Raw genomic sequence first — 20,268 nt, 5'->3', positions numbered from 1 at the left:
TTTTTGAAGCTTAGAACGGCGGTTCGGAGTCGGGGCCGCTCCCCCACCCGCCGGCATTGCCGGTGGACTGCGCGGCCACGGGTCATCCTGCGGGAGGGACCCGCCTGTGCCGCCAGGCTGGGTGCCGCCCTGGCCGCCGAAACCGTTGCCCCCGAGGCCGCCGGGTCCGGCACCGCGTTGGGTGCGGTTGACCTTGGCGTTGGCGTAGCGGAGGCTAGGACCGATCTCCTCTACCTCGAGCTCCACTACGGTGCGCTTCTCGCCTTCCTTGGTCTCGTACGAACGGGACTTCAGCCGGCCCGAGACGATGACGCGCATGCCCTTGGTGAGGGATTCGGCGACATTTTCGGCCGCTTCACGCCACACGGAGGCGCGGAGAAACAGGGTCTCCCCGTCCTTCCACTCGTTGGACTGCCGGTCGAAGGTGCGCGGTGTTGACGCGACGGTGAAGTTCGCGACGGCAGATCCCGATGTCGCAATTGTCGCGGGTTCCACTCGCCCTCCCTGCCCCTGATGGTGCTTGGATCCCTGAACCCCGGGCCATCCAGGCAAACTGCCTGCGTAATGAACTTTCTTCAGGATTCCTGACGACTATATTGTTTTCCTGACAATCTTTCGTTCTGGCCGAAGTGAGGCGTGTGTGGTTAAGCTGGCGGTCGTTCGCCCTGCCATGGCCAGGCGTTCCATGTCGCCTCAGGAACTGGACGATTTCGAGCAAGAGCTCGTGGACCAATTCGCTCTGGCAGCAGCCGCTTCGGGCATCGGTGACGACCACATCTCGCAGGAACGCTCCGTGATCTTTGCTTTCCTGCGGCACCTCGGGAACTACCTCTGGACCGCCCAGCCCGCCGACGTCGACAGGTTCCTGAACCGCGAACGCAAATTGAAGGGGCTTGCCCGTAGCACTGTTCACGGAAAAGCAGGAACCATCGCGCGGTTCTTCGATTTCCTCACCAGCCGGTATCAAGACGAGATCCATCAGCTCACCGGTCACGTGGTGACGCAACCCGTCGATGAGTTCAACCGCCCCGCGAAGGCCGACTACGGTGGCATGATCCGGGTCCCTCCCTCAGGAGTCGAAGTGGATGCGCTGTTCTCGGGGTGGCGGGAAGCCTTGCCCGATGCGCGCAAGTACCTGCCAGCGGCAAGGGACTACCTCGCCGCGTCTCTATGGCGGCGCGTGGGGCTGAGGATCGGCGAAACAGTCCTGCTCGACATCCGTGACTGGCGCCCGGACCTGGGCGAGCAGGGCAAACTGCATGTCCGCTTTGGCAAAGGCAGCATGGGCCGCGGACCAAAGACGAGGATGGTACCGGCCATCAACGGCGTCGACGGCCTGCTTAACTGGTGGCTTACAGATGTGCGCCACCAGTTCGGTGATGATTGGGAGAAGCCCGATGCACCGTTGCTCCCGAGCGAACGACGGGACCCTGAACTCGGGCGAAGCCGCAGGGTAGGAGATGATGCATTGCGGTCCGGCTTCGCCAGGGCAGTGAGCCTGTGGCTTCCGGACTGGTCCGGCAGGCTGACGCCCCACGGGATGCGCCATTTCTGTGCCTCGTCGATGTACGAGCGCGGCATGGACCTCAAAGCCATCCAGGATCTGCTCGGGCATGAATGGCTGTCCACGACCACCCGCTACATCCACGTCCACGATAATCATGTGGAGACCGCATGGGCCGTGGCGAACGATCGCGTCGCGCTGCGATGGGGAACCGGAAAGAGGTGAACAGATGCGTTGGAACCTGCGCATGAAAGCCGCCGAACGCGGAGTCTGGAAATCGACGGAACTGCGACGGCGGTTGGCTGAGGCCGGCCTGGAAATCAGCGCCGGAAAAATGTCTGCCCTGTGGACCGGCACCCCGACGTCCATCCGCTTGGACGATCTCGACATCATCTGCCACGTCCTGGACTGCGAGCCAAACGAACTGCTCATCCGTGAGCCCGACGCGGTGGCGGCGCGCCGCCCCGCCAAGGGAAACGCCGCCGCTGTCGGCGGCCAAGTCATCACACCCCGGCTGGGACGTAACCGCACCCTTCCGCCTGCGTGAGCGCCCCGCGGACCTGCCCGAAATGCGCTGAACGTCCGGTCGCAACGGCGCGCGATTCGTTCTGCCACCAATGCATGCCCGGCGGCCCATTCACGCCACCGCCGTGCCGCAAATGCGGATCCACGGAACGCTACTACTCCGGCGGGCTGTGCCAGCGCTGCCACCGCTTCGCACCCCACGTAATCGACAGCTGCCTGGATTGCCTCGGCTGGGGAGTCACCCGGCATACCAGCTGGCTGTGTGAGGGATGCAGGGGGTGGCGCCGCCGATTCAAAACGGTCAACCCGTGTCTCTCCTGTCAGGAAACGAAAGCGCTGAGCCCCGAAGGGTTCTGCCGGCTGTGTTGGCGCACCGCCGTGGGCGCCCGCCCCCACGGAACCGGGCCCGGGATCCTCGAAATGAACCGGCACGGGCAGCAACTGTTCTTTGTAGGTCTGATCTGGCGGCAACGCCGGCTCAAGCCCCGCCCGGCTTCGCCGGCTGCACCGCGTCACCTGTATCCAATCATGCACAAGCAACTCACACTGCTGGACGCGCCCCGGGACCTCACCCGCCTCCGGGTCCACCTAAGTCCACCGGACCCCGAATTCGCCCTGCTGCTTGACCACGTCGCTCGCGACCATGCCCTCAAGCACGGATGGAGCAAGACAAGAAACATCACTATCCGACAAGGCCTCCGGATTCTCGCTTGCATTCAGGACACACCCGGTGCGCTGATCAAGGCCAGCGATGTCGATCAGCTCGATCCGGTCGCGTTCAACCGTCAGCCGATCCTGGACGTTCTCGAGGCGGCCGGGTTGCTTCAGGACGACCGCGCGCCATCGATCGTGGCGTGGTTCAGCCGAATGGTGGTCGGTCTTCCGGAACCCATCACCGGCGAACTGCAGACCTGGTTCGACACCATGCTCCACGGAAGCTCGAAAGCCCCGCGAACACGGCCGAAGGCGCACGCCACCATCAAGGTACGGGTCCGATCCGCGCTCCCCGCAGTGCGGGCATGGGCCGCCGAAGGCCGCACATCCCTGCGCGAAATCACCCGGGAACACATCAACCAAATGTTGCCCTCCCAGGGAAACGACCGCGCTTTGACAGGAGCAGCCCTGCGGTCGCTGTTCCGAACGCTCAAAGCCAGGCGGCTTGTCTTTACCAACCCCACGACGCACACCAAAACCGGCCGACCCGAGTCACGCATTCCCCTGCCGATCAATGAGAGCGCGATGCGAGCCGCCCTCGACTCCACCAACCCTGCCCGGACCGCGCTGGCGACCCTGATCGGGTACCACGCCCTGCGCAGCACACAGATCCGGTCCCTGCTCCTCACAGACATCCGCGACGGGAGGATGCATCTGCCCGGACGCACAGTCCTACTGGCCCTGCATGTCCGCCAAAGCCTGTCTGCTTGGCTGGACCACCGCAGCACCCAATGGCCGGAAACGAGCAACCCCCACCTGTTCATCAACAAACAAAGCGCGGTCCGAACCACCCAAGTCAGCAACGTCTGGGTCATCGACACCCTTGGCATGTCACCCCAGGCACTCCGCGAAGACCGGATCCTTGACGAAGCCCACGCCACCAAGGACCTCCGCAGACTCTGCGACCTCTTCGGACTGAGCGTCAAAGGCGCCGAACGTTATCTCAGTACTCTCGACCACCCTTCGCTGATGACCTCTGCGACGGACAGGAATTGGTCGTCGGGTGCCCTTTAGAGATGGCAGAGAATGGATCGTGCGCGTGTCGCGTGGTTCCTGCCACCGATGGCAAGGTTTCCGGTTACTTCTCAAGAAAATCTCCGGCTACCTGTAACCTTTGGATCCTTCGCGGACAATACAGGGCATGGGGAACGTTGAATCCGATGACGCGGGGCTGTGGTCCCGCAGCCTACGAGGTGAGGGCGAAGCATTCAGAGTGTTGTATGGCCGGCATCGCGACAGGGTTTTCCGCCAGGCCTACCGGCTCTCGGGCGACCGGCACGATGCTGAAGACATTATGGCCACTGCGTTTCTGGAACTCTGGAGGTGCCGGGCCAAGGTGCGGATCGTCGAAGGATCCGTTCTTCCCTGGCTGCTCGTCACCACCACGAACACCGCCCGCAACAGCGGCCGGACAGCGCACCGCTACCGACGCTTATTGGACTCCCTTCCGCGAACGACAACCGAGTCCGACATCGCCGGCCAGGACGTTTACAGCATCGCCCAGGACGTTCTGGACCAGGATCTCGCCCGTGCCCTCGGAACCCTGAACGCCGAGGACGTGCACCTGGTGAGCCTAATCGTCTTTGAGGAATACACCATCGCGGCCGCCGCTGCCGTTCTGAATCTGACCCCGGGCGCGGCCAAGACACGAATGCACCGGGCACGCCAGCGCATGAAGAAAGCGCTTCAGGGGACATACCCGGCACGCGTCTCCACGACCCCGGTCTTGGAAGGAGAACAGTCATGAATCACCTCCGCGTCGATGACCGGTTCAGCAACGCTCTCGAAGCGGAACTTGTCTCACGGGTCCGGAAATCGTCGCCGGCCAGGGCCCGCAGGCGCACACGACTATGGCTGAGCGCCGGCGCCCTGGCAGGCGCAGGGCTGCTCGGCGGCATCGGCGCTGCCGCGGCAGGGTTCTTCGTGCTCCCCGGGACCGAACAAGTGACACCCTTGGCGACTCCCGTTACGGAGACCTACACAGGAACAGCGACCGTCCAACTCGGCGAACCGCCCCAAGGAACCACCGGCATCCAACTGAAACTGGTCGCCCTCACTCCTGGCTGGTTCAAGTTCCCAGACGGCGCCAGCGCAAGTTTTACCCAGCCCGACATTGATGAGCGACGGAACGAGTCGCGCTACACCATCCCTCTGGACCCGGGCCAGCACGGCGTGACCATCACGACCGCCCCCGAAGCACGCTGGCAGCTCACGGCGGACTATGTGAAGCAGGTCAGGACCAAACTGGGCGTCAATGCCAAGGGCGAGACCTATGGCGTCGAGAGCCCTGAGAACGGGACTCCTGATCTGATCGCGGTCATGGCGACCAACGGTGCATCTGGCTACGTCTACGCCAAGGAACTTTACGGCGGGCCAATGCCTACCAGCCCGGAGGACGCGGTGAAGAACTTCAACACCCCACGTCCGCCCCGGGAGATCCCTGTGTACCTCAGTGACGGCCAGACAAAGATCGGCACCTTCGAGGCAGCCGGCTCGGGTGGCGGAATTCCTCAATACCCCACGCGTTCACCCGCCCCTGCAACCACAGAGCTGCCTACGGACAAATGAGGCAACACGGAAGTTATCTGGTCCTCGACGCGGCCTCACCTGATTCTGTCAACGATTTCCCGCCCGGCTGGACGAACCTCAACGCGACAGTCGCGAGTCCACTTCGCCGGGTTGTCGCGTCTATCTGAAGTAGTTGGGCGAGCTCCAGGCTGGGTCGGTGGCAGCGTGCACTAAGCGCCCTGCGCCGCCGATCGATATCGGGAGCTGGAGGACAGCGCGGCCCATGCTAAGGCTGTCTGCGCAGGCAGTCCGCCCAGCGGCTTCCCTGCTCACAGCTTCGACGGTGACGTCATTCCCGTCTTGATGGACATAAAAGCCCGCTGGCGTGGTGCAGTCTCCGTCGCCGCCGACGTATGCGACAGTCACCACCTTGTTTCCGTCCACGAACCCAAGGAACTTCCAAGGCATGCTGATGCCCGACGCTGCCTCCCCAGCGGTGATTTCCTTTGCAGGGACCGGGGCGGGCAAGTGGGCGATGTGGGCGTTGCTGAAGGGCTCGAGGGCATCTACCTGCGGTCCACTGGGCTGTGATGACCGTGAGGTGGAACCCGACAGCGACGACGTTGACGAAGGAGGCGGTGCGGCCACCGCGCAGCCCACGACCACGGAAGAGGCACAGAGCGCAATCAACGCGCCCAACTGCCGCACCCTATGAGGCCGCTTCATGGAGCCAGAGTACTCTCGGCTTTCTCGTTTCTCGAGAATGACCAATTCCGTACCGATCCTCCTCGGACCCTTAGTCACTCATCCGCAGAAATGAACATCGCTGATCCACCCGAGGCCGGCCCGCGGCCGACCGATATTTGGTAGCGATGTTGAACTTCCTCGCGGGTTCGCCTGCCTGGTCGCATTTGTCCGGCCGGGATGCCTGGCCACTTCTTGCCGCCGTTGTACTTGCGCCGCAACCGCCGAAGCTCCCGCAGCGTGGCTGCCTCCACGAGCTCGGTAATCGAGGCATAACCTTCAAGGCGGCCGACGGCGTTGAGCGCAGCTCGGATCTGGTCGACGTCCTCTTCTGTGAAGTATGGCGAAAGGGACCTGGTTTTCTTGGGAATCGGCGGCATTACTTCGCTCCCGTCTTACGACTCTGTGGTGGTACCGCGCGGGTTGGCATTCTTGCCAAACCACGGGTCATCGTCGGGGTAGCCGCCGGGGACAGTGGCCATATCGTCCACGTGAGGTCCGCGTTGGCTGCTCGTCTTTGGTGTTGCCTGGGTGCGGCCGTGAACCCGGGGAGGGGCTGCAACGGCCGCCGTGTAGCGGAGAGACAGGCCAATCTCGTCGACTTCGAGCTCCACGACGGTGCGCTTCTCCCCCGTTTTTGTCTCATACGTCCGCGGCTTCAACCTGCCGGAGACAACAACCCTCGACCCCTTGGTCAAGGAGGCTGCAACGTTCTCGGCCATATCCCGCCACGCCGTGGCACGGAGGAAAAGTGTCTCGCCGTCCTTCCACTCATTGGAGGCCGGGTCGAAGGTACGAGGCGTCGAAGCAACCGTGAAGTTCGCGACGGGAGTGCCTTCAGTTTTCCCGAACTCACGGGAAACGGGAGAGTATTTCAGCTCTGGGTCCGCTGTTAGATTTCCGATCACTGTGATGGTTGTTTCGCCGGCCATGATGTGGACCTTCCCGAGGATGCGGCTGAGGGTGGTGTCTTCGGTTTCGGGGGTGTTCTGCTCGGTGTCGTACCAGGGGGCCGCGGGGTCCGGTTCCACCAGGTAGGGGTCGATGAGGGGGACGTTGATGGTGCTGGAAGGGTTGGCTTCGAGTCCGAACCAGTCCTCGTCCGGGTCGTACCGGCGGGGCGTGAGGGCGAACCGGTCCTGCGGGGTGTTCATCAGGCCGCCTTGTGGTGCATGGCCGCCTGGACCAGCTTGTCGCGGCGCAGGCCTGCCCAGTGGTCTTCGTCATCGGCGTTGTTCACGACGACGGGGACCTGGGAGTAGCCGAGCTCTTCGGTGATGTACTCGAAGGCGCCTTCGTTGGTGGTGACGTCCACCTCGTGGAAGGCGATGCCTTTGCGGTCGAAGTAGGCCTTCGTCTCATCGCACTGGCTGCAGGCCGGCTTGGTGTAGACGGTGTACTCGGCAACCGTTTCGGTGGAGAGGTTTGAGGAAGTCATTTTCAGTACCTGGTTTCGTATCAAATGAGTTGCGTTCGTCTGGCTGACTTTCTACCTCAATTCTACCGTTTTTCATATGAAAAACAATGGCTTTTGACCTTATTTTACCGGCTTTTTGACTGTTCTCTTTGGATGAAAATTGGTGAGTCAGCATTGGTGGGCCCGTCAGCTCCCGGCGAATAGCCGCAACATGCGTGGTCCTCGGAATAGAGCTTTCGGTAAATGCCGGCCCGCGCCTTCGGTGATGTTTTGCACCCACCCGTTGTCCTTCGATTCACGTCGTCCACGGCCATGCTTTTTCTGCGGCGGAACGCAGCTACCGGCGGTGCCGTGCTGGGACTACGCTGTGCCCACAATGTTTGAGGGTGTGCCGGCTGCGCTTCGTCCTCCTGTGGCTCTCGCCTTGGCGAAGGCCGTGGAGTCGATCCCGCACGAGAGTGCGCTGCCCGGTGTTAGCGGCCATGAAAAACTGCCCATAGGCGGCCACGAAAATGCCCGCTGGGGCGAGTTCTAGTGAACGTTGCAACACCCCCGAATAATCGGGAGTCGCAACACCCATGGAATCACCATCAGAAAGTAGTCCTTCCTTAAGGAAAAAATCTCCTTTACCGGGAGAACCGGCGCCTTTGTCTGGGGCTGCCGTGAAGCGTCAGCAGCAGTCTCATACCCGTGCGCAAAGACAGGACTTCCTGTCCGCCGTGGCGCGGCTGGGGACCGTCGCCGAGGCAGCTCAGGAGCTCGGCATCAATAGGAGTACCTGCCAGAAGTGGGCGAACGCTGCCGGGATCAGGCCGCAGCGCCAGTACAGCCAGGCGGACAAGGACCACTTCTATTCCGTTCTGGACCGGACCGGCACCATCACTGCGGCGGCCCAGGAACTGGGATTGAACATCAGCACCGCGCATAACTGGGCCGGCAAGGTCAATCCTGCCGCGAGAAGACCACGGGCCACGAGGACTGTGAAGCCTGCTTCGGTGCACCCACCGGCGGTGATTGAGGAGTTCCTGGGTCTGCTGCGCGAAGTCGGCAACGTGAGCGCGGCAGCCCGGCAACTGGGCCTGAACCACTCCACCTGCCACAACTGGGCCAAGGCCGCCGGTCTGGTCGCCGTCGGTACGCGAGGCCCATCGGCGAAGCAGATTCACTACCTGCGCCTGCGCCAGGAAGGAACCGGCCGTAGGGACGCCGCCCTCGCCGTCGGCGCCAGCAAACAGAGCTCCTACGTGTGGGACCGGCAACAGGCTGCAAAGGACACGGCCGCGGCCCAAGGCCAAGCAGCGGATCTGCCGTATAAACAGGAAGTGAGAACTACATTCGCGGAACCTCCGGCCCCTGCAGCGGCACCCGAGCTGGCGGCAGCGGCAGTGCCGGAGCTGCCAGCCTCAGCGACGGAGCCAGCACCCGCCGCGGTGGTGCCGCTGGAAGCTCTGGAGCAGCCCATCAGCGCCCGCTATCTTTCCCTGCAGGAGCGGGAGAGGATCGCGGATCTGCGCTCCCATGGGACCTCCATGCAGGCGATCGGCAGGGCGCTGGGCCGGTCCGTGGGCACCATCAGCCGGGAGATCAAGCGCAACAGCCATCCGGTGCTTGGTTACCGGCCTTACGGTGCTCACCGGGCTGCCACGGCGGCCCGTGCACGGCCGAAGGACAGTAAGCTGGCAGAACCCGGGGAACTGCACGACTACGTGATCGACAAGCTGCGCATCCGCTGGTCCCCGGAACAGATCTCGAAGGCGCTGATCAAGGACTTCCCCGATGACGAGCAGATGCGCGTGAGCCCCGAAACGATCTACCAGGCCCTCTACTTTCAGGCCCGCGGCGGACTGAAGCGCGAGGTCAAAGGGGCCCTGCGCACCGGGAGGACACGCCGCAAAAAACAGAAAAGCCCCGAGGAACGTACCAGTCGTTTCCGGGACCCGATGATCAACATTTCCGAACGCCCCGCAGAGGTCGAAGACCGCGCCGTCCCAGGCCATTGGGAAGGGGATCTAGTGACCGGAGCCTACAACCAGTCGGCGATCGCCACACTGGTCGAACGCACCACCCGCTACGTGATGCTGGTGCACCTGCCGGTGGACCACACCGCCGAATCGGTCCGCGACGGGCTGATCAAGACCATGTCCACCCTGCCGGCGCACCTGCGCGGATCCCTGACCTGGGACCAAGGCGCCGAAATGGCCAAACACAAGACATTCAGCATCGCCACCGACATTGACGTCTACTTCTGCGACCCCGCCAGCCCCTGGCAACGCGGATCCAACGAGAACACCAACGGGCTGCTGCGCCAATACTTTCCCAAGGGCACCGATCTGAACGCCTACGGGCCAGAGGACCTCGAGCACGTCGCCCAGGAACTCAACGCCCGACCACGCAAGACACTGGACTGGGACACCCCAGCCGAGCGTCTACGTGATTTACTGATAGCCAGTTAAGCACGGGTGTTGCAACGACCCCTAGAATTCAAGTCACCGGGCAGTTTTACTGGCCACCAGCGGGCACTTTAACTGGCCGCAGGTGGGCCGAAACTAATGGCCATTGACAGCCCGGCGGCTCGGTGTATGAGATGAAGTGGGACGGCTTCCGTGCGGTTTGTCTGGTTGGCGCGGATGGGGTGTCGTTGTGGTCGCGGCAAAGCAAGGACTTGAGCAGGTATTTCCCGGACGTCTTGGCAGCCGCGAGCGAGCAGATCCCTCCTGGTTGCATCCTGGACGGCGAGGCTGTGGTGTGGTCCGGCGGTCGCCTGAACTTCGAAGCCCTGCAGCAGCGGCTCTCTGCCGGAAAAACTCAGCTTGCGGCCTTGGTGCGGGAGCTTCCCGCGAACTTCGCAGCCTTTGACGTGCTGTGCGTTGCCGGACATGACGCCCGCGGTCTGCCGTTCCGGGAACGCAGGGCTCTCTTGGAGAAACTCGCCACTGTCTGGTCTCCCCCGCTGTCGGTCTCGCCGCTCACCCGCGACCGGGAACTTGCCCTCCAGTGGTTTCAGGAACTGGCGGGAGCCGGCTTAGAGGGCCTGGTCATTAAGGCCGACAGTCAGGCCTACTTCGGCGGCAAGAGGATCTGGTTAGTTAACTGCACATAGTGTCCGCGCGCCGTCGGCATTTCCGGTTTTTGTGGCTGTAGGCATGGGAGCAGGGCTATCTCAGCTGCAACCGTCGAAGGTGATTTCGGATGTCAGAGCAATGGTCAGATTTCGATACTCGGCGCGGGCTGCGCGATGGGTCTGTTGAGCTTGACAGGGTTGGCTGCGTTGGGCAGGGACCTGGTCGGTACGAACCCTATGTCCTTTACGATCCAAACGGTGAGGTGGTGTCGGAGGTCAGCACCTGGATGCGGGACCTCGCCGTTGCTGATCTGAGTCCCCGCACAATGCGCTCGTACTGCTACGCGGCCCTGCTGTGGTTTCGGGTCCTCTGGACTGTTCGTGTTTCCTGGGATCGTGCCACGGAGGCGGAAACGGCGGCACTTGTCGGCTGGCTCATGGTCGCCCCCAACCCGCAGCGCAGGCGGTCCTCGGGGCTGCCAGGTGGGGTCAATATCAAGACCGGGAAACCTCATCTCAATGCCGGATACGGGGCAGCTACGGTCAATCTGACCCTGGCTGCAGTGCGAAACTTCTATGAGTTCCACGCCCGCTGGTCCCGCGGACCTGTGGTGAATCCTGTCCCGTCGTCTGCGCATCGCCGCAAGGCGCTCTCGCATCGCAGTCCCTTGGAAACGAAGCAGCCCTTTCGTCGGGCACCGTACCGTCGCCGCGCCGGTCATGCGTTGCCCCGGTCGATCCCCGACGCGCAGTGGGTGGAGCTTTTCGAGTCGATGACTTGTGACCGGGACCGGGCACTGCTTGAGTGCTTTGTCTCTTCAGGAGCAAGGGCAGAAGAGCTCCTGGGCGCCCGGACCAATGACGTCGACTGGGCGAACCAGCGCTTGTCGGTGATTTCGAAGGGCACCAGGGAAAGACGGTGGGTTCCGCTGTCACCGGACGCGATGACATGGCTAGGACGGTATCTGGGATCCAACAGAGTAAGTCCCGATGATCCGTTGTGGAGGACGCTTCGCGGCCCTCAGAGGCCGTTGAGCTATTCCGCCGCGAGGCGCATCGTGCAGCGTGCGAACGCATCTGCGGAGACGAACTGGACGCTGCACGATCTCCGGCACACCGCCTCCATCCGCATGGTCAACAGCGGTGTGATGACCTTGCCCGAGGTCCAGGTTGTGCTCGGACACGCTGACCTGCACACCACCAGCCGCTACACCGTGCCCAGGGCCGAGGAAGTCATCGCCAAGATGCAGGAATACCACGCCCGCGCACACCAGCCGTCGCCCGGTTACAGCCCGGGATACGCGGCCGAGGACATCAGCGCCGTGTTCGGTGCACGGAAGAGGACCAGCAATGTCCAGGGCTAGTGTCGCCACCACGGCTATTTGGTCCCGCCGGCAACTGGCCGACGACGAGGTTCCGCCCGCTTCACGGCACATCGGCGGAAAAGGCACCATGGTCAGCCCGCTGGCCGCGCCCCGGAACCTGCCGATGCCCCTGGGAGACCTCAGCAAGGCATCCATTGCCGAGCTGCAAACCGCTGCATGCACCCTTCTCCCGCGTTCACCGGTCATGCTGGAGAAGCGCCGAAGGTCCATCCGGAAGGTTGCAGAACACCTGTCGGGTTTTGAAGGGAGCACGTGGCAGGAACGTTGGGACGCCAGCGGCTGGGACACGTCCGTGGAGCGGCTTGCCTCGTTGAATCCTCCCCCAACAAAGAGTTGGACCATGACCAGCGGGCTGACCTGGTTGGTGGCCATGCGCGTCATTGTCCCTTCTGTGCGGACATTGCACCGTGACGTGGTCTCTGATTTCTCGATGATCTTCCGCGAATGCCAGCAGGACCGTCTTCTGGATCAGGTCGCAGACCGCATCCGTGACACTCCAACGACAGACACACAAAAGCACCGCGCACTTACCGAACTTTCGTACGTTCTGGCCAGCCAGGGAATCCCTGCCTCCGATTTGAGCCCGGGCGCCCTAGTCCACTTCCAGCACGAGCTGCGGGCCGTTCGAAAGAAGGGAAACCACGACCGGCAAATTGCCGGCCTGATCTGGGAAGTGCTTCATTCCATGGGACGGTTCCCAGAGGGCACACCGGCCACCATCCGGGCAGCCCGGCATGGCGGCCCACGAACGGTGGAGGAGTTCGTCGACTACCACGGGGTCAAGAACCCTGGGGTCCGGCTGCTGCTCATCGACTACATCAACCAGCGCGCTGCCCTGGGCATGGACCATTCGACCCTCCGTGGCCTGACCGGGCTCCTGGTACGCAATTTCTGGTGCGTGATCGAGCGCATCAACCCAGACCAGCAGGACCTTGACCTGACCGAGGAAATCTACGAGGCCTGGCGGCAGGAGGTCGACACCATCCAGACCCCTGACGGTCCCAGGCCCCGGCAGGGCATTTGGGACCTGCTGATCGCCGTGCGGGCCCTGTACCTGGATCTTCAGACTTGGTCGCTGGAGGACCCCTCGAGGTGGGGACCATGGGCCACGAAGTGTCCCATCCCGCCGATCGCTTCCCGTGGCTACAAGGCAGGCCGCCGTCGGATGGCCGAACGCATTGCCGACCGCACCAGGGCACGCCAGCCCCTCCTGGACCGGCTCGTCAGATATGTCACCTCGGAAAAGGAACGCCTGCACGCTTTTCGGGAAGCAGCCGCCGGTTCCCTGGACGATGACGGTTTCGATTTTGGCGGGGCCCGCTACACCCACGTGACCCGCCGCAAACCTCAAAGGGCACCGGCCAAGGGCCCCCGGGCGCGTCGGGGAATTGAACTTGAAGCTCCTCCCGAGCCGGAACGGCCGTTGCGCGTGTTCGGCCCGGCGGGGCAGAAGATCAACATCACCGACCAAGAAGAACGGGCGTTCTGGACCTGGGCGGCCATCGAAGTTCTCCGGCTCACCGGGATTCGCCACGAGGAGCTGCTCGAGCTCAGTCACCTGTCCATCAGGCAATACCGTCGGCCGAACGGGGAGATCGTGGGCCTCTTGGTGATCACACCGTCAAAAACCGACAGGGAAAGAGTCATCCCTATGTCGCCCGAACTGCTGCATGTCATCGCATCAATGATCCGCCGGCACGAGGAGAATCTTGGGACCATCCCCTTGATTCGCCGTTGGGACCCGCAGGAGCGGGAACACAGCGAGCCGCTCCCCTTCCTTTTCCAGCATTCCAGAGGGCCGCTGCGCGGAGTGTTCAGCACCAGCCGGATCGCAAAACTCTTGCGCGCAGCCTGCACCGCGGCCGCCGAAGACCGGCCCGAATTTGAAGGGCTTGCATTCACCCCGCACGACTTCAGACGGATCTTCGCGACCGACCTGGTCAACAACGGCCTTCCGATCCACATAGGAGCCGCCCTGTTGGGGCACGCGAACCTGCAGACAACCCGGGGCTATGTCGCGGTCTTCGACGAGGACGTGGTCCGCCACTACCAAATGCATATCGCACGCCGGAGAACGCTCCGGCCGGACCATGAATACGCAGCCGTAAGTGACGAGGAATGGGCAGAATTCGAGGAACATTTCGAGAAGCGCAAGGTCGAGCTGGGAGCCTGTGGTCGGCCTTACGGCACTCCCTGCGCGCATGAGCATGCCTGCGTCCGTTGTCCAATGCTGCACGTTGAGCCCAGGATGATCGCCCGGCTCGATGAACTTGAAGCAAGCCTCACAATCAGACGCGAGCAAGCCGAAAAAGAAGGATGGATAGGTGAAGTCGATGGACTTGAACTCACGCTGGGACACCTCCGCGACAAGCGCGAGCGGGCCCTGAGACTGGCCGGCAAGGAATCCGGTTGAATATGCACGCATTGGCCGCGCGTTCAGCGCGGGGACGAGGGTGAGCCCGCCGCGTCACATGTCGGCCCCTTCGCTGGAAGATTGATCAAGCCGGGACTCAGCCGTACTCCAATCTCACTCATGGGAGCAGGCTCCCGCGCTTCGGGTGGGTCCCGGTCAGGCTTGTGACTGGATGGTCTTCCCTGGCCACACTTGTCGACCTGCCTGGAGGCTGCCGTGATCGACGCCCAATGAGATACAGCGGGGCTCGTTGCCGCCATGGGAGCTCTGGGGCTGCGCCTGTCCACTAAACAGGGCCACCTGATGATAAGGTCCGGCACGGACATTTCCATTGCAGCCCAGCTGGTGGCGATCTTCCTAGCCTGCCCCTTGGCGGTAGGCCCGCGGTGTGACTCCTGTGTCGTTTAGGAAATGCCGGTTGAAATTCGACAGGTTCGAGAAGCCCACTTCGTAGCAAATGTCGGAGATGGCTTTGTCGCTGCGCTCCAGCAGGCGCCGTGCATGGGCCAACCGGAGTTTGCGCACCAGATCGCTGAAGTTCTGGCCCGTGGAGCGTTTGAAGTATTTGGAGAATGTCGGCTCTGCCATCCCCACAAGGGCCGCAGCCTCCGACATCTTGACGCTGCCGGCGTGGTTGCTGAACACATACTCGAGGACGATGTCCACCACGGCCGCGGCCTGGCCGTCCAACTGGGGCCTGAACCATTCGTCGGCGAGGTAGCGGCGATCCTCCTGCGGTGCGCGCGCAAGAATCGCAAACAGTTCAACGAGGTGGTGCAGCCGCTCCAATCCGGCAGTGGTGCCCATCGCCTCGATCGCTGCGGCGGCCATCTGTGCTGACCTTCCCAGGAATTCGATCCCTCGTGCAGACTGTTCCAACAGGGGTTTGATCTCGACCATTTCCGGAATCGCGGCGGCTGCTTGGTCGACCCATTTTCCGTCGAACTGGATCACCGCGTCCCGCCGTTCCAGCACTTCTCCCGGCTCAAGGTCGCTGACCCAGTCATGCGGGAGGCCCGATCCCACCAGCGACACCTGTCCGGCCTCGAAGGTGCCGATGTGGTCTCCGACGATGAATTTACCGGTACCTTTCCGGATCAGGTGGATTTCATATTCGGGGTGGTAGTTCCAACGAGCCACAGGACTGGGGTAGTCATGCTCGTGCCACCGGACCGAGTGGTTCGGGTCGACCGGAATGACCTCACGGTTGGCCCGCATGCCCAGAAGCCGTTCGGCAAGCCTCGCCGCGGCGTCATCGCCCGGATCCGCGGTCCTCATAGCGTTTCTCCATTACTCCATGCATTCGACTTTTATGAAATCTGGACAGCGGCCGTGAACCGCTTCCCTTACATTAGCGCCTTCCCCGGAAAATCAATTGGGAAAATTAGTATCAGAAATTGGCAACGGGGGCGCTAGTTGTGCCCTATCCCACACGCCTAGTGTTGAGGGACCAAGCGGCGGCACATCGGCTTCCCCGATCTCAGGCCCCGCTCCAGTCCGGTACCTCGACACGGCAGTCGTGGTGCAGAGGCTGTGCACCCCCTTGAAGAACAAAGGAGTCCTTAATGCGCCCGAAAATACGTGTGGCCTCACTCGCCGCCGGCGCTCTGTGCATCGCACTTTCCGCCTCGGCCTGTTCTGGTGCCGGTGGCGGCACCGCCGCTGGCGACCAGAACAGCATCAACGTCCTGATGGTGAACAACCCCCAGATGGAGGACCTGCAGAAGCTCACCGCGGACAACTTCACCAAGGAAACCGGCATCAAGGTCAACTACACCGTGTTGCCGGAGAACGACGTCCGGGCGAAGATCAGCCAGGAGTTCTCCAGCCAGGCGGGACAATACGATGTCGCGTCGCTGTCCAACTACGAAATCCCCTTCTACTCGGCGAACGGCTGGCTCGCTCCGCTGGACAACGTGGCGAAGGACGCATCGTTCAACCAGTCAGACATTTTGCCGGCCTACACTGCCTCCCTTACCGGCAAGGATGGCAAGCTGTACGGCGAACCGTTCTATGGTGAGTCTTCCTTCCTGATGTACCGCAAGGACCTTTTCGCGGCCAAGGGCCTGACCATGCCGGAGAAGCCGACCTGGGACCAGGTGGCCGATCTTGCCGCCAAGGTTGATGGTGCGGCTCCGGGCATGAAGGGCATCTGCCTCCGCGGCCAGCCCGGCTGGGGCCAGGTCTTCGCACCGTTGACCACCGTGGTGAACACCTTCGGCGGTACCTGGTTCGACAAGGATTGGAACGCCAAGGTCAACGCCCCCGAATTCACCGCCGCCACCCAGTTCTACGTGGACCTGGTCCGCGCCCACGGTGAAGCCGGTGCCGCGCAGGCGGGTTTCACCGAATGCCTGAACAACATGAGCCAGAGCAAAACAGCCATGTGGTACGACGCCACCTCCGCGGCAGGTTCACTGGAAGCAGCCGACTCGCCGGTCAAGGGCAAGATCGGCTACGTCCAGGCACCGGTGAAGGAAACCAAATCCTCGGGCTGGCTGTGGACCTGGTCCTGGGGCGTGCAGGCCGCTTCCAAGAAGCAGGACGCGGCCAGCAAGTTCATCGCCTGGGCGAGCTCCCAGAAGTACGAAGATCTGGTGGCCTCAAAGCTGGGCTGGGCCAAGGTTCCATCCGGGAAACGTATCTCGACCTATGAGAATGCCGACTTCCAGAAGGCCGCACCGTTCTTCCAGGCTGAACGTACGGCGATCGAAAACGCCGATCCGAAGAACCCCGGCGTCCAGCCACGTCCGGTGGTGGGGATCCAGTTCGTCGGCATTCCCGAGTTCGCCGACCTGGGCACCACTGTCTCCCAGGGCGTCAGTTCCGCCATTGCCGGCCAGGGCTCCGTTTCCGATGCGCTGGCCAAAGGCCAGGAAGCCGCCCAAAAAATCGGCGACAAGTACAAGAAGTAAACCACCCACCAATCGGTTCCGTGGCCCGTCCTCGGGCGGGCCACGGAACCGCAGGAGACCCTCATGACTACCGCAACAGCGCGCCTCTCCCGTTCCGGGCGCAGCGCCCCCCAACCTTCTGCGAACGCCAAGGCCCGTGAACGCGCCCTGGCCTGGGCCCGGCGTGCGCCGCTGCTGCCAGCCCTGATCTTCCTCATCATCGTCACCCAGCTCCCGTTCGTGGTGACCCTGATCATCTCGTTCCTGAACTGGAACAGCCTCCGCCCGGACCAGACCGGATTCGCGGGCTTCGGCAACTACGTCCAGGTCCTCACCGATCCGGATTTGCGCCAGGCGATCTTGACCACCGTCATCCTCACCGTCTCGGTGGTGTTGGCGAGCCTGTTGATCGGGCTTGGCCTCGCGCTCCTGCTGGACAAGAAGTTCATCGGCCGAGGTCTGGCCAGGACTCTCCTGATCGCACCGTTCCTGGTGGTCCCGGTCGCTGCGGCCCTGATCTGGAAGCATGCGCTGCTGAACCCGACCTATGGGCTGATCAACGGAATCCTGACCTGGATCTGGTCGCTCTTTGGCAGCAACACCCCGCCCCAGCCGGACCTGTTGTCCCAGGCCCCGCTGATGGCGGTCGTCGTGTCCCTGGTCTGGCAGTGGACGCCTTTCATGATGCTCATCCTGCTCGCCGGCCTGCAGTCCCGGCCCATGGACACCGTGGAGGCAGCCCAGATGGACGGGGCCAGCAGCTGGGACATTTTCCGCCACCTGACCCTGCCGCACCTGCGCCAATACATGGAGCTGGGCGGACTGCTCGGCGCGATCTACATCGTGCAGAACTTCGACGCCGTCTTCACCCTCACCTCCGGTGGCCTGGGCACTGCCAACCTGCCCTACGCCATCTACCAGACGTTCTATTTCGCGAACGAGTACGGCCTGGCGTCCGCCGCGGGCGTCGTGGTGGTCATCGGCACCATCATCGTGGCCACCTTCGCCCTGCGCACCGTCTTTTCGCTCTTCAAGAAGGAGGCAGCACGATGAGCACCCTTACTCCTGCCGCGCGCCGCAACACAACAGACAACCGCACAGCTTTCGACGGCGGATTCCGCCGCGGCAGATTCGGAAAGTTCGGCGGGGCCAAGTCCCGCATGGACCCCACCCGCAACAACACCGCCGCCGGACTCGCCGCCTGGCTGCTGGCCCTGCTCTTCGCAGCCCCGGTCCTGTGGATGATCCTCACGTCCTTCCACTCGGAAACGGACGCGGCCACCAACCCGCCCTCCATCGCTGCCAACCTCACCCTGGACGCCTACAAGGAGTTCTTCGGAGCAAGTTCCGGGGTCAGCCCGTGGCCGCCGATGATCAACTCGGCCACCGCGTCGATCTTCTCCACCGTGCTCGTCCTGGTGTTGGCCATCCCGGCCGCGTACGCGCTCTCCATCCGGCCGGTGAAGAAGTGGACCGACGTGATGTTCTTCTTCCTGTCCACGAAGATGATGCCGGTGGTCGCCGCGATCCTGCCGCTGTATCTTTTCGCCAAGACGGTCGGCGCCCTGGACAACATCTGGTTCCTGATCCTCATGTATACCTCCATGAACCTGCCGATCGCGGTCTGGATGATGCGCTCCTTCCTCGCCGAAGTCCCGGTGGAAATGCTTGAAGCGGCACAGATCGACGGCGCAGGCCTCCTGCTGACCCTCCGCAAGATCATCGCCCCCGTGGCGATGCCCGGCATCGCGGCTACCGCCCTGATCTGCTTCATCTTCAGCTGGAACGAACTCCTCCTGGCACGCGTCCTCACCGGCGTCGTCGCCGGCACCGCACCGGTGTTCCTGACCGGCTTCGTCTCGAGCCAAGGCCTGTTCCTCGCGAAAGTATGCGCGGCCGCCGTCGTGATCTCCCTGCCGGTGCTGTTCGCCGGCTTCGCAGCCCAGGACAAACTCGTCCAAGGTCTCTCACTCGGCGCCGTCAAGTAACTGCGCCGTCCAACAGACCGCCCTCCCACTTCGATTTCCAAGGATTACTCCGATGACAACACCAACCGCACAGCCCCACATGCTCGCACACCCCGAACTGCCAACCACCATGCGCGCTTCCGTCTTGCAGCGCCAGGGCGAGATGGCCTTGGAAACCCTTTCCGTGCCGGAGCTGGAACCTGATCAGGTCTTGGTCCAGGTCGCCGCCGTTGGCGTCTGCGGCAGCGACGTCCACTACTACGAGCACGGCCGGATCGGCGACTACGTCGTGGACCACCCCCTGATCCTGGGCCACGAACTCTCCGGCCGGATCGCCGCCGTCGGAAGCGCACTGGACCCTGCCCGCGTAGGCAACCGCGTCGCCGTCGAACCCCAGCGGCCGTGCCGCACTTGTAAGCAGTGCAAGGCCGGCCGGTACAACCTGTGCCCGGACATCGAGTTCTACGCCACCCCGCCGATCGACGGGGCCTTCGCCGAATACGTCACCATCCAAGCCGACTTCGCCTACGACATCCCGGATAACGTCAGCGACGAGGCCGCAGCCCTCATCGAGCCCCTTTCGGTGGGACTCTGGGCCTGCGAACGCGCCGACATCAAGCCCGGCAGCCGCGTACTGATCGCCGGCGCCGGCCCGATCGGCATCATCGCCGCCCAGGCTGCCCGAGCCTTCGGCGCCACCGACATCTACATCACGGACATCGCCGAAGACCGCCTGGCCTTCGCCCTGGAACATGGCGCCACGCACGCGCTCAACGCGAAGACAGACAGCGTCGAGGGGCTCGACGTCGATGCCTTCATTGACGCCTCCGGCGCACCGCAGGCGGTCCGTTCCGGGATCAAGGCCGTGGGGCCGGCCGGCAGGGTGATCCTGGTGGGACTCGGGGGCGACGACGTCGAACTCCCCGTTTCGTACATCCAGAACCGGGAGATCTGGCTCTCCGGAGTCTTCCGCTACACCAACACCTGGCCCCTGGCCATCCAGCTGATCGCCGACGGCACGGTGGACCTGGACATCCTCGTGACCGGCAAGTTCGCGCTGGCCCAGGCAGAAGAAGCGCTCAAGGCCGGTAAGCAGCGGGGACAGCTCAAAGCCGTCGTCTACCCGGGCCGCTGAG

At 63.2% G+C, this 20,268-nt stretch carries 18 protein-coding genes and 1 pseudogene; 13 read left to right on the top strand and 6 right to left on the bottom strand.

What is annotated here, in order from left to right; all coding sequences use genetic code 11:
* Positions 1-10: 10 nt before the first annotated feature.
* Positions 11-471 (bottom strand): annotated as a pseudogene (locus tag ABEA18_RS23125) (single-stranded DNA-binding protein); the annotation flags it as partial.
* 214 nt (positions 472-685) lie between these two features.
* Here ABEA18_RS23125 and ABEA18_RS23120 point away from each other — a divergent pair.
* The 5 genes from ABEA18_RS23120 (at position 686) to ABEA18_RS23100 (ending at position 5,311) form a co-directional block, all read left to right on the top strand.
* On the top strand, positions 686-1,729 hold the full coding sequence (locus tag ABEA18_RS23120; RefSeq protein WP_345453287.1) for a tyrosine-type recombinase/integrase: 1,044 nt from the start codon (positions 686-688) through the stop codon (positions 1,727-1,729).
* Positions 1,730-1,733: 4 nt separating this feature from the next.
* Positions 1,734-2,051 carry a helix-turn-helix domain-containing protein gene (locus ABEA18_RS23115; protein WP_345453285.1) on the top strand — a complete coding sequence of 106 codons (318 nt, stop codon included), beginning with the start codon at positions 1,734-1,736 and terminating at the stop codon, positions 2,049-2,051.
* A gap of 506 nt (positions 2,052-2,557) precedes the next feature.
* Complete coding sequence (locus ABEA18_RS23110; protein WP_345453282.1) at positions 2,558-3,757, top strand: hypothetical protein; 1,200 nt, start codon at positions 2,558-2,560, stop codon at positions 3,755-3,757.
* A 127-nt stretch (positions 3,758-3,884) separates the two neighbouring features.
* On the top strand, positions 3,885-4,490 hold the full coding sequence (locus ABEA18_RS23105; protein ID WP_345453279.1) for an RNA polymerase sigma factor: 606 nt from the start codon (positions 3,885-3,887) through the stop codon (positions 4,488-4,490).
* Complete coding sequence (locus tag ABEA18_RS23100) at positions 4,487-5,311, top strand: peptidase M56 family protein (protein ID WP_345453276.1); 825 nt, start codon at positions 4,487-4,489, stop codon at positions 5,309-5,311. Before ABEA18_RS23105 ends, ABEA18_RS23100 begins: the two co-directional genes overlap by 4 nt.
* Positions 5,312-5,431: 120 nt before the next feature.
* On the opposite strand, the gene ABEA18_RS23095 is transcribed toward ABEA18_RS23100, so the two are convergent.
* The 4 genes from ABEA18_RS23095 to ABEA18_RS23080 all read right to left on the bottom strand — a co-directional run bounded on the left by ABEA18_RS23095 (position 5,432) and on the right by ABEA18_RS23080 (position 7,433).
* A complete protein-coding gene (locus ABEA18_RS23095; RefSeq protein ID WP_345453273.1) occupies positions 5,432-5,977 on the bottom strand; it encodes a hypothetical protein in 546 nt (181 codons plus the stop codon).
* A gap of 74 nt (positions 5,978-6,051) precedes the next feature.
* Entirely contained in the window at positions 6,052-6,375 is a 324-nt protein-coding gene (locus ABEA18_RS23090) for a ParB family protein (protein WP_345453270.1), read from the bottom strand.
* 15 nt (positions 6,376-6,390) lie between these two features.
* Complete coding sequence (locus ABEA18_RS23085) at positions 6,391-7,149, bottom strand: single-stranded DNA-binding protein (RefSeq protein WP_345453267.1); 759 nt, start codon at positions 7,147-7,149, stop codon at positions 6,391-6,393.
* Positions 7,149-7,433, bottom strand: a complete 285-nt coding sequence (locus ABEA18_RS23080; RefSeq protein ID WP_345453264.1) for a glutaredoxin family protein — start codon at positions 7,431-7,433, stop codon at positions 7,149-7,151. Before ABEA18_RS23080 ends, ABEA18_RS23085 begins: the two co-directional genes overlap by 1 nt.
* A 1,154-nt stretch (positions 7,434-8,587) precedes the next feature.
* Here ABEA18_RS23080 and ABEA18_RS23075 point away from each other — a divergent pair.
* From ABEA18_RS23075 to ABEA18_RS23060, 4 genes are all read left to right on the top strand, one after another.
* Positions 8,588-9,865: an IS30 family transposase gene (locus tag ABEA18_RS23075; RefSeq protein ID WP_425550573.1), complete on the top strand. Its 1,278-nt coding sequence runs from the start codon at positions 8,588-8,590 to the stop codon at positions 9,863-9,865.
* 131 nt (positions 9,866-9,996) lie between these two features.
* The gene (locus ABEA18_RS23070) at positions 9,997-10,512 is read left to right on the top strand and encodes an ATP-dependent DNA ligase (RefSeq protein ID WP_345453261.1); all 516 of its coding nucleotides are present in this window, start codon (positions 9,997-9,999) and stop codon (positions 10,510-10,512) included.
* 89 nt (positions 10,513-10,601) lie between these two features.
* Entirely contained in the window at positions 10,602-11,837 is a 1,236-nt protein-coding gene (locus ABEA18_RS23065; protein ID WP_345453258.1) for a tyrosine-type recombinase/integrase, read from the top strand.
* Complete coding sequence (locus ABEA18_RS23060) at positions 11,824-14,271, top strand: tyrosine-type recombinase/integrase (RefSeq protein ID WP_345453255.1); 2,448 nt, start codon at positions 11,824-11,826, stop codon at positions 14,269-14,271. The genes ABEA18_RS23065 and ABEA18_RS23060 overlap by 14 nt, the downstream gene beginning before the upstream one ends.
* A gap of 357 nt (positions 14,272-14,628) precedes the next feature.
* On the opposite strand, the gene ABEA18_RS23055 is transcribed toward ABEA18_RS23060, so the two are convergent.
* Complete coding sequence (locus ABEA18_RS23055; RefSeq protein WP_345453251.1) at positions 14,629-15,549, bottom strand: AraC family transcriptional regulator; 921 nt, start codon at positions 15,547-15,549, stop codon at positions 14,629-14,631.
* Between the two features lie 287 nt (positions 15,550-15,836).
* Here ABEA18_RS23055 and ABEA18_RS23050 point away from each other — a divergent pair, with 287 nt between their 5' ends.
* The 4 genes from ABEA18_RS23050 to ABEA18_RS23035 all read left to right on the top strand — a co-directional run bounded on the left by ABEA18_RS23050 (position 15,837) and on the right by ABEA18_RS23035 (position 20,267).
* Positions 15,837-17,186 carry an ABC transporter substrate-binding protein gene (locus ABEA18_RS23050; protein WP_345453248.1) on the top strand — a complete coding sequence of 450 codons (1,350 nt, stop codon included), beginning with the start codon at positions 15,837-15,839 and terminating at the stop codon, positions 17,184-17,186.
* Positions 17,187-17,249: 63 nt separating this feature from the next.
* A complete protein-coding gene (locus tag ABEA18_RS23045) occupies positions 17,250-18,218 on the top strand; it encodes a carbohydrate ABC transporter permease (protein ID WP_345453245.1) in 969 nt (322 codons plus the stop codon).
* Entirely contained in the window at positions 18,215-19,153 is a 939-nt protein-coding gene (locus tag ABEA18_RS23040) for a carbohydrate ABC transporter permease (protein WP_345453242.1), read from the top strand. Before ABEA18_RS23045 ends, ABEA18_RS23040 begins: the two co-directional genes overlap by 4 nt.
* A 52-nt stretch (positions 19,154-19,205) precedes the next feature.
* Positions 19,206-20,267 (top strand): NAD(P)-dependent alcohol dehydrogenase, encoded by a 1,062-nt coding sequence (locus tag ABEA18_RS23035; protein ID WP_345453239.1) that lies wholly within the window; start codon positions 19,206-19,208, stop codon positions 20,265-20,267.
* Position 20,268 lies beyond the last annotated feature (1 nt).

Source organism: Arthrobacter gyeryongensis (assembly GCF_039543785.1).
Lineage (GTDB): Bacteria > Actinomycetota > Actinomycetes > Actinomycetales > Micrococcaceae > Arthrobacter > Arthrobacter gyeryongensis.
Note: the sequence above shows the minus strand (reverse complement) of the source record. Positions and strands in the feature narration are given on the sequence as shown.

Bases quoted from the DNA above. Each gene is read 5' to 3' on its own strand.
- ABEA18_RS23045 (WP_345453245.1), top strand. From the start codon at position 17,250: ATGACTACCGCAACAGCGCGCCTCTCCCGTTCCGGGCGCAGCGCCCCC.
- ABEA18_RS23060 (WP_345453255.1), top strand. From the start codon at position 11,824: ATGTCCAGGGCTAGTGTCGCCACCACGGCTATTTGGTCCCGCCGGCAA.
- ABEA18_RS23085 (WP_345453267.1), bottom strand. From the start codon at position 7,149: ATGAACACCCCGCAGGACCGGTTCGCCCTCACGCCCCGCCGGTACGAC.
- ABEA18_RS23065 (WP_345453258.1), top strand. From the start codon at position 10,602: ATGTCAGAGCAATGGTCAGATTTCGATACTCGGCGCGGGCTGCGCGAT.
- ABEA18_RS23115 (WP_345453285.1), top strand. From the start codon at position 1,734: ATGCGTTGGAACCTGCGCATGAAAGCCGCCGAACGCGGAGTCTGGAAA.
- ABEA18_RS23055 (WP_345453251.1), bottom strand. From the start codon at position 15,549: ATGAGGACCGCGGATCCGGGCGATGACGCCGCGGCGAGGCTTGCCGAA.
- ABEA18_RS23105 (WP_345453279.1), top strand. From the start codon at position 3,885: ATGGGGAACGTTGAATCCGATGACGCGGGGCTGTGGTCCCGCAGCCTA.
- ABEA18_RS23090 (WP_345453270.1), bottom strand. From the start codon at position 6,375: ATGCCGCCGATTCCCAAGAAAACCAGGTCCCTTTCGCCATACTTCACA.
- ABEA18_RS23120 (WP_345453287.1), top strand. From the start codon at position 686: ATGTCGCCTCAGGAACTGGACGATTTCGAGCAAGAGCTCGTGGACCAA.
- ABEA18_RS23070 (WP_345453261.1), top strand. From the start codon at position 9,997: ATGAAGTGGGACGGCTTCCGTGCGGTTTGTCTGGTTGGCGCGGATGGG.
- ABEA18_RS23095 (WP_345453273.1), bottom strand. From the start codon at position 5,977: ATGAAGCGGCCTCATAGGGTGCGGCAGTTGGGCGCGTTGATTGCGCTC.
- ABEA18_RS23050 (WP_345453248.1), top strand. From the start codon at position 15,837: ATGCGCCCGAAAATACGTGTGGCCTCACTCGCCGCCGGCGCTCTGTGC.
- ABEA18_RS23110 (WP_345453282.1), top strand. From the start codon at position 2,558: ATGCACAAGCAACTCACACTGCTGGACGCGCCCCGGGACCTCACCCGC.
- ABEA18_RS23100 (WP_345453276.1), top strand. From the start codon at position 4,487: ATGAATCACCTCCGCGTCGATGACCGGTTCAGCAACGCTCTCGAAGCG.
- ABEA18_RS23080 (WP_345453264.1), bottom strand. From the start codon at position 7,433: ATGACTTCCTCAAACCTCTCCACCGAAACGGTTGCCGAGTACACCGTC.
- ABEA18_RS23035 (WP_345453239.1), top strand. From the start codon at position 19,206: ATGACAACACCAACCGCACAGCCCCACATGCTCGCACACCCCGAACTG.
- ABEA18_RS23040 (WP_345453242.1), top strand. From the start codon at position 18,215: ATGAGCACCCTTACTCCTGCCGCGCGCCGCAACACAACAGACAACCGC.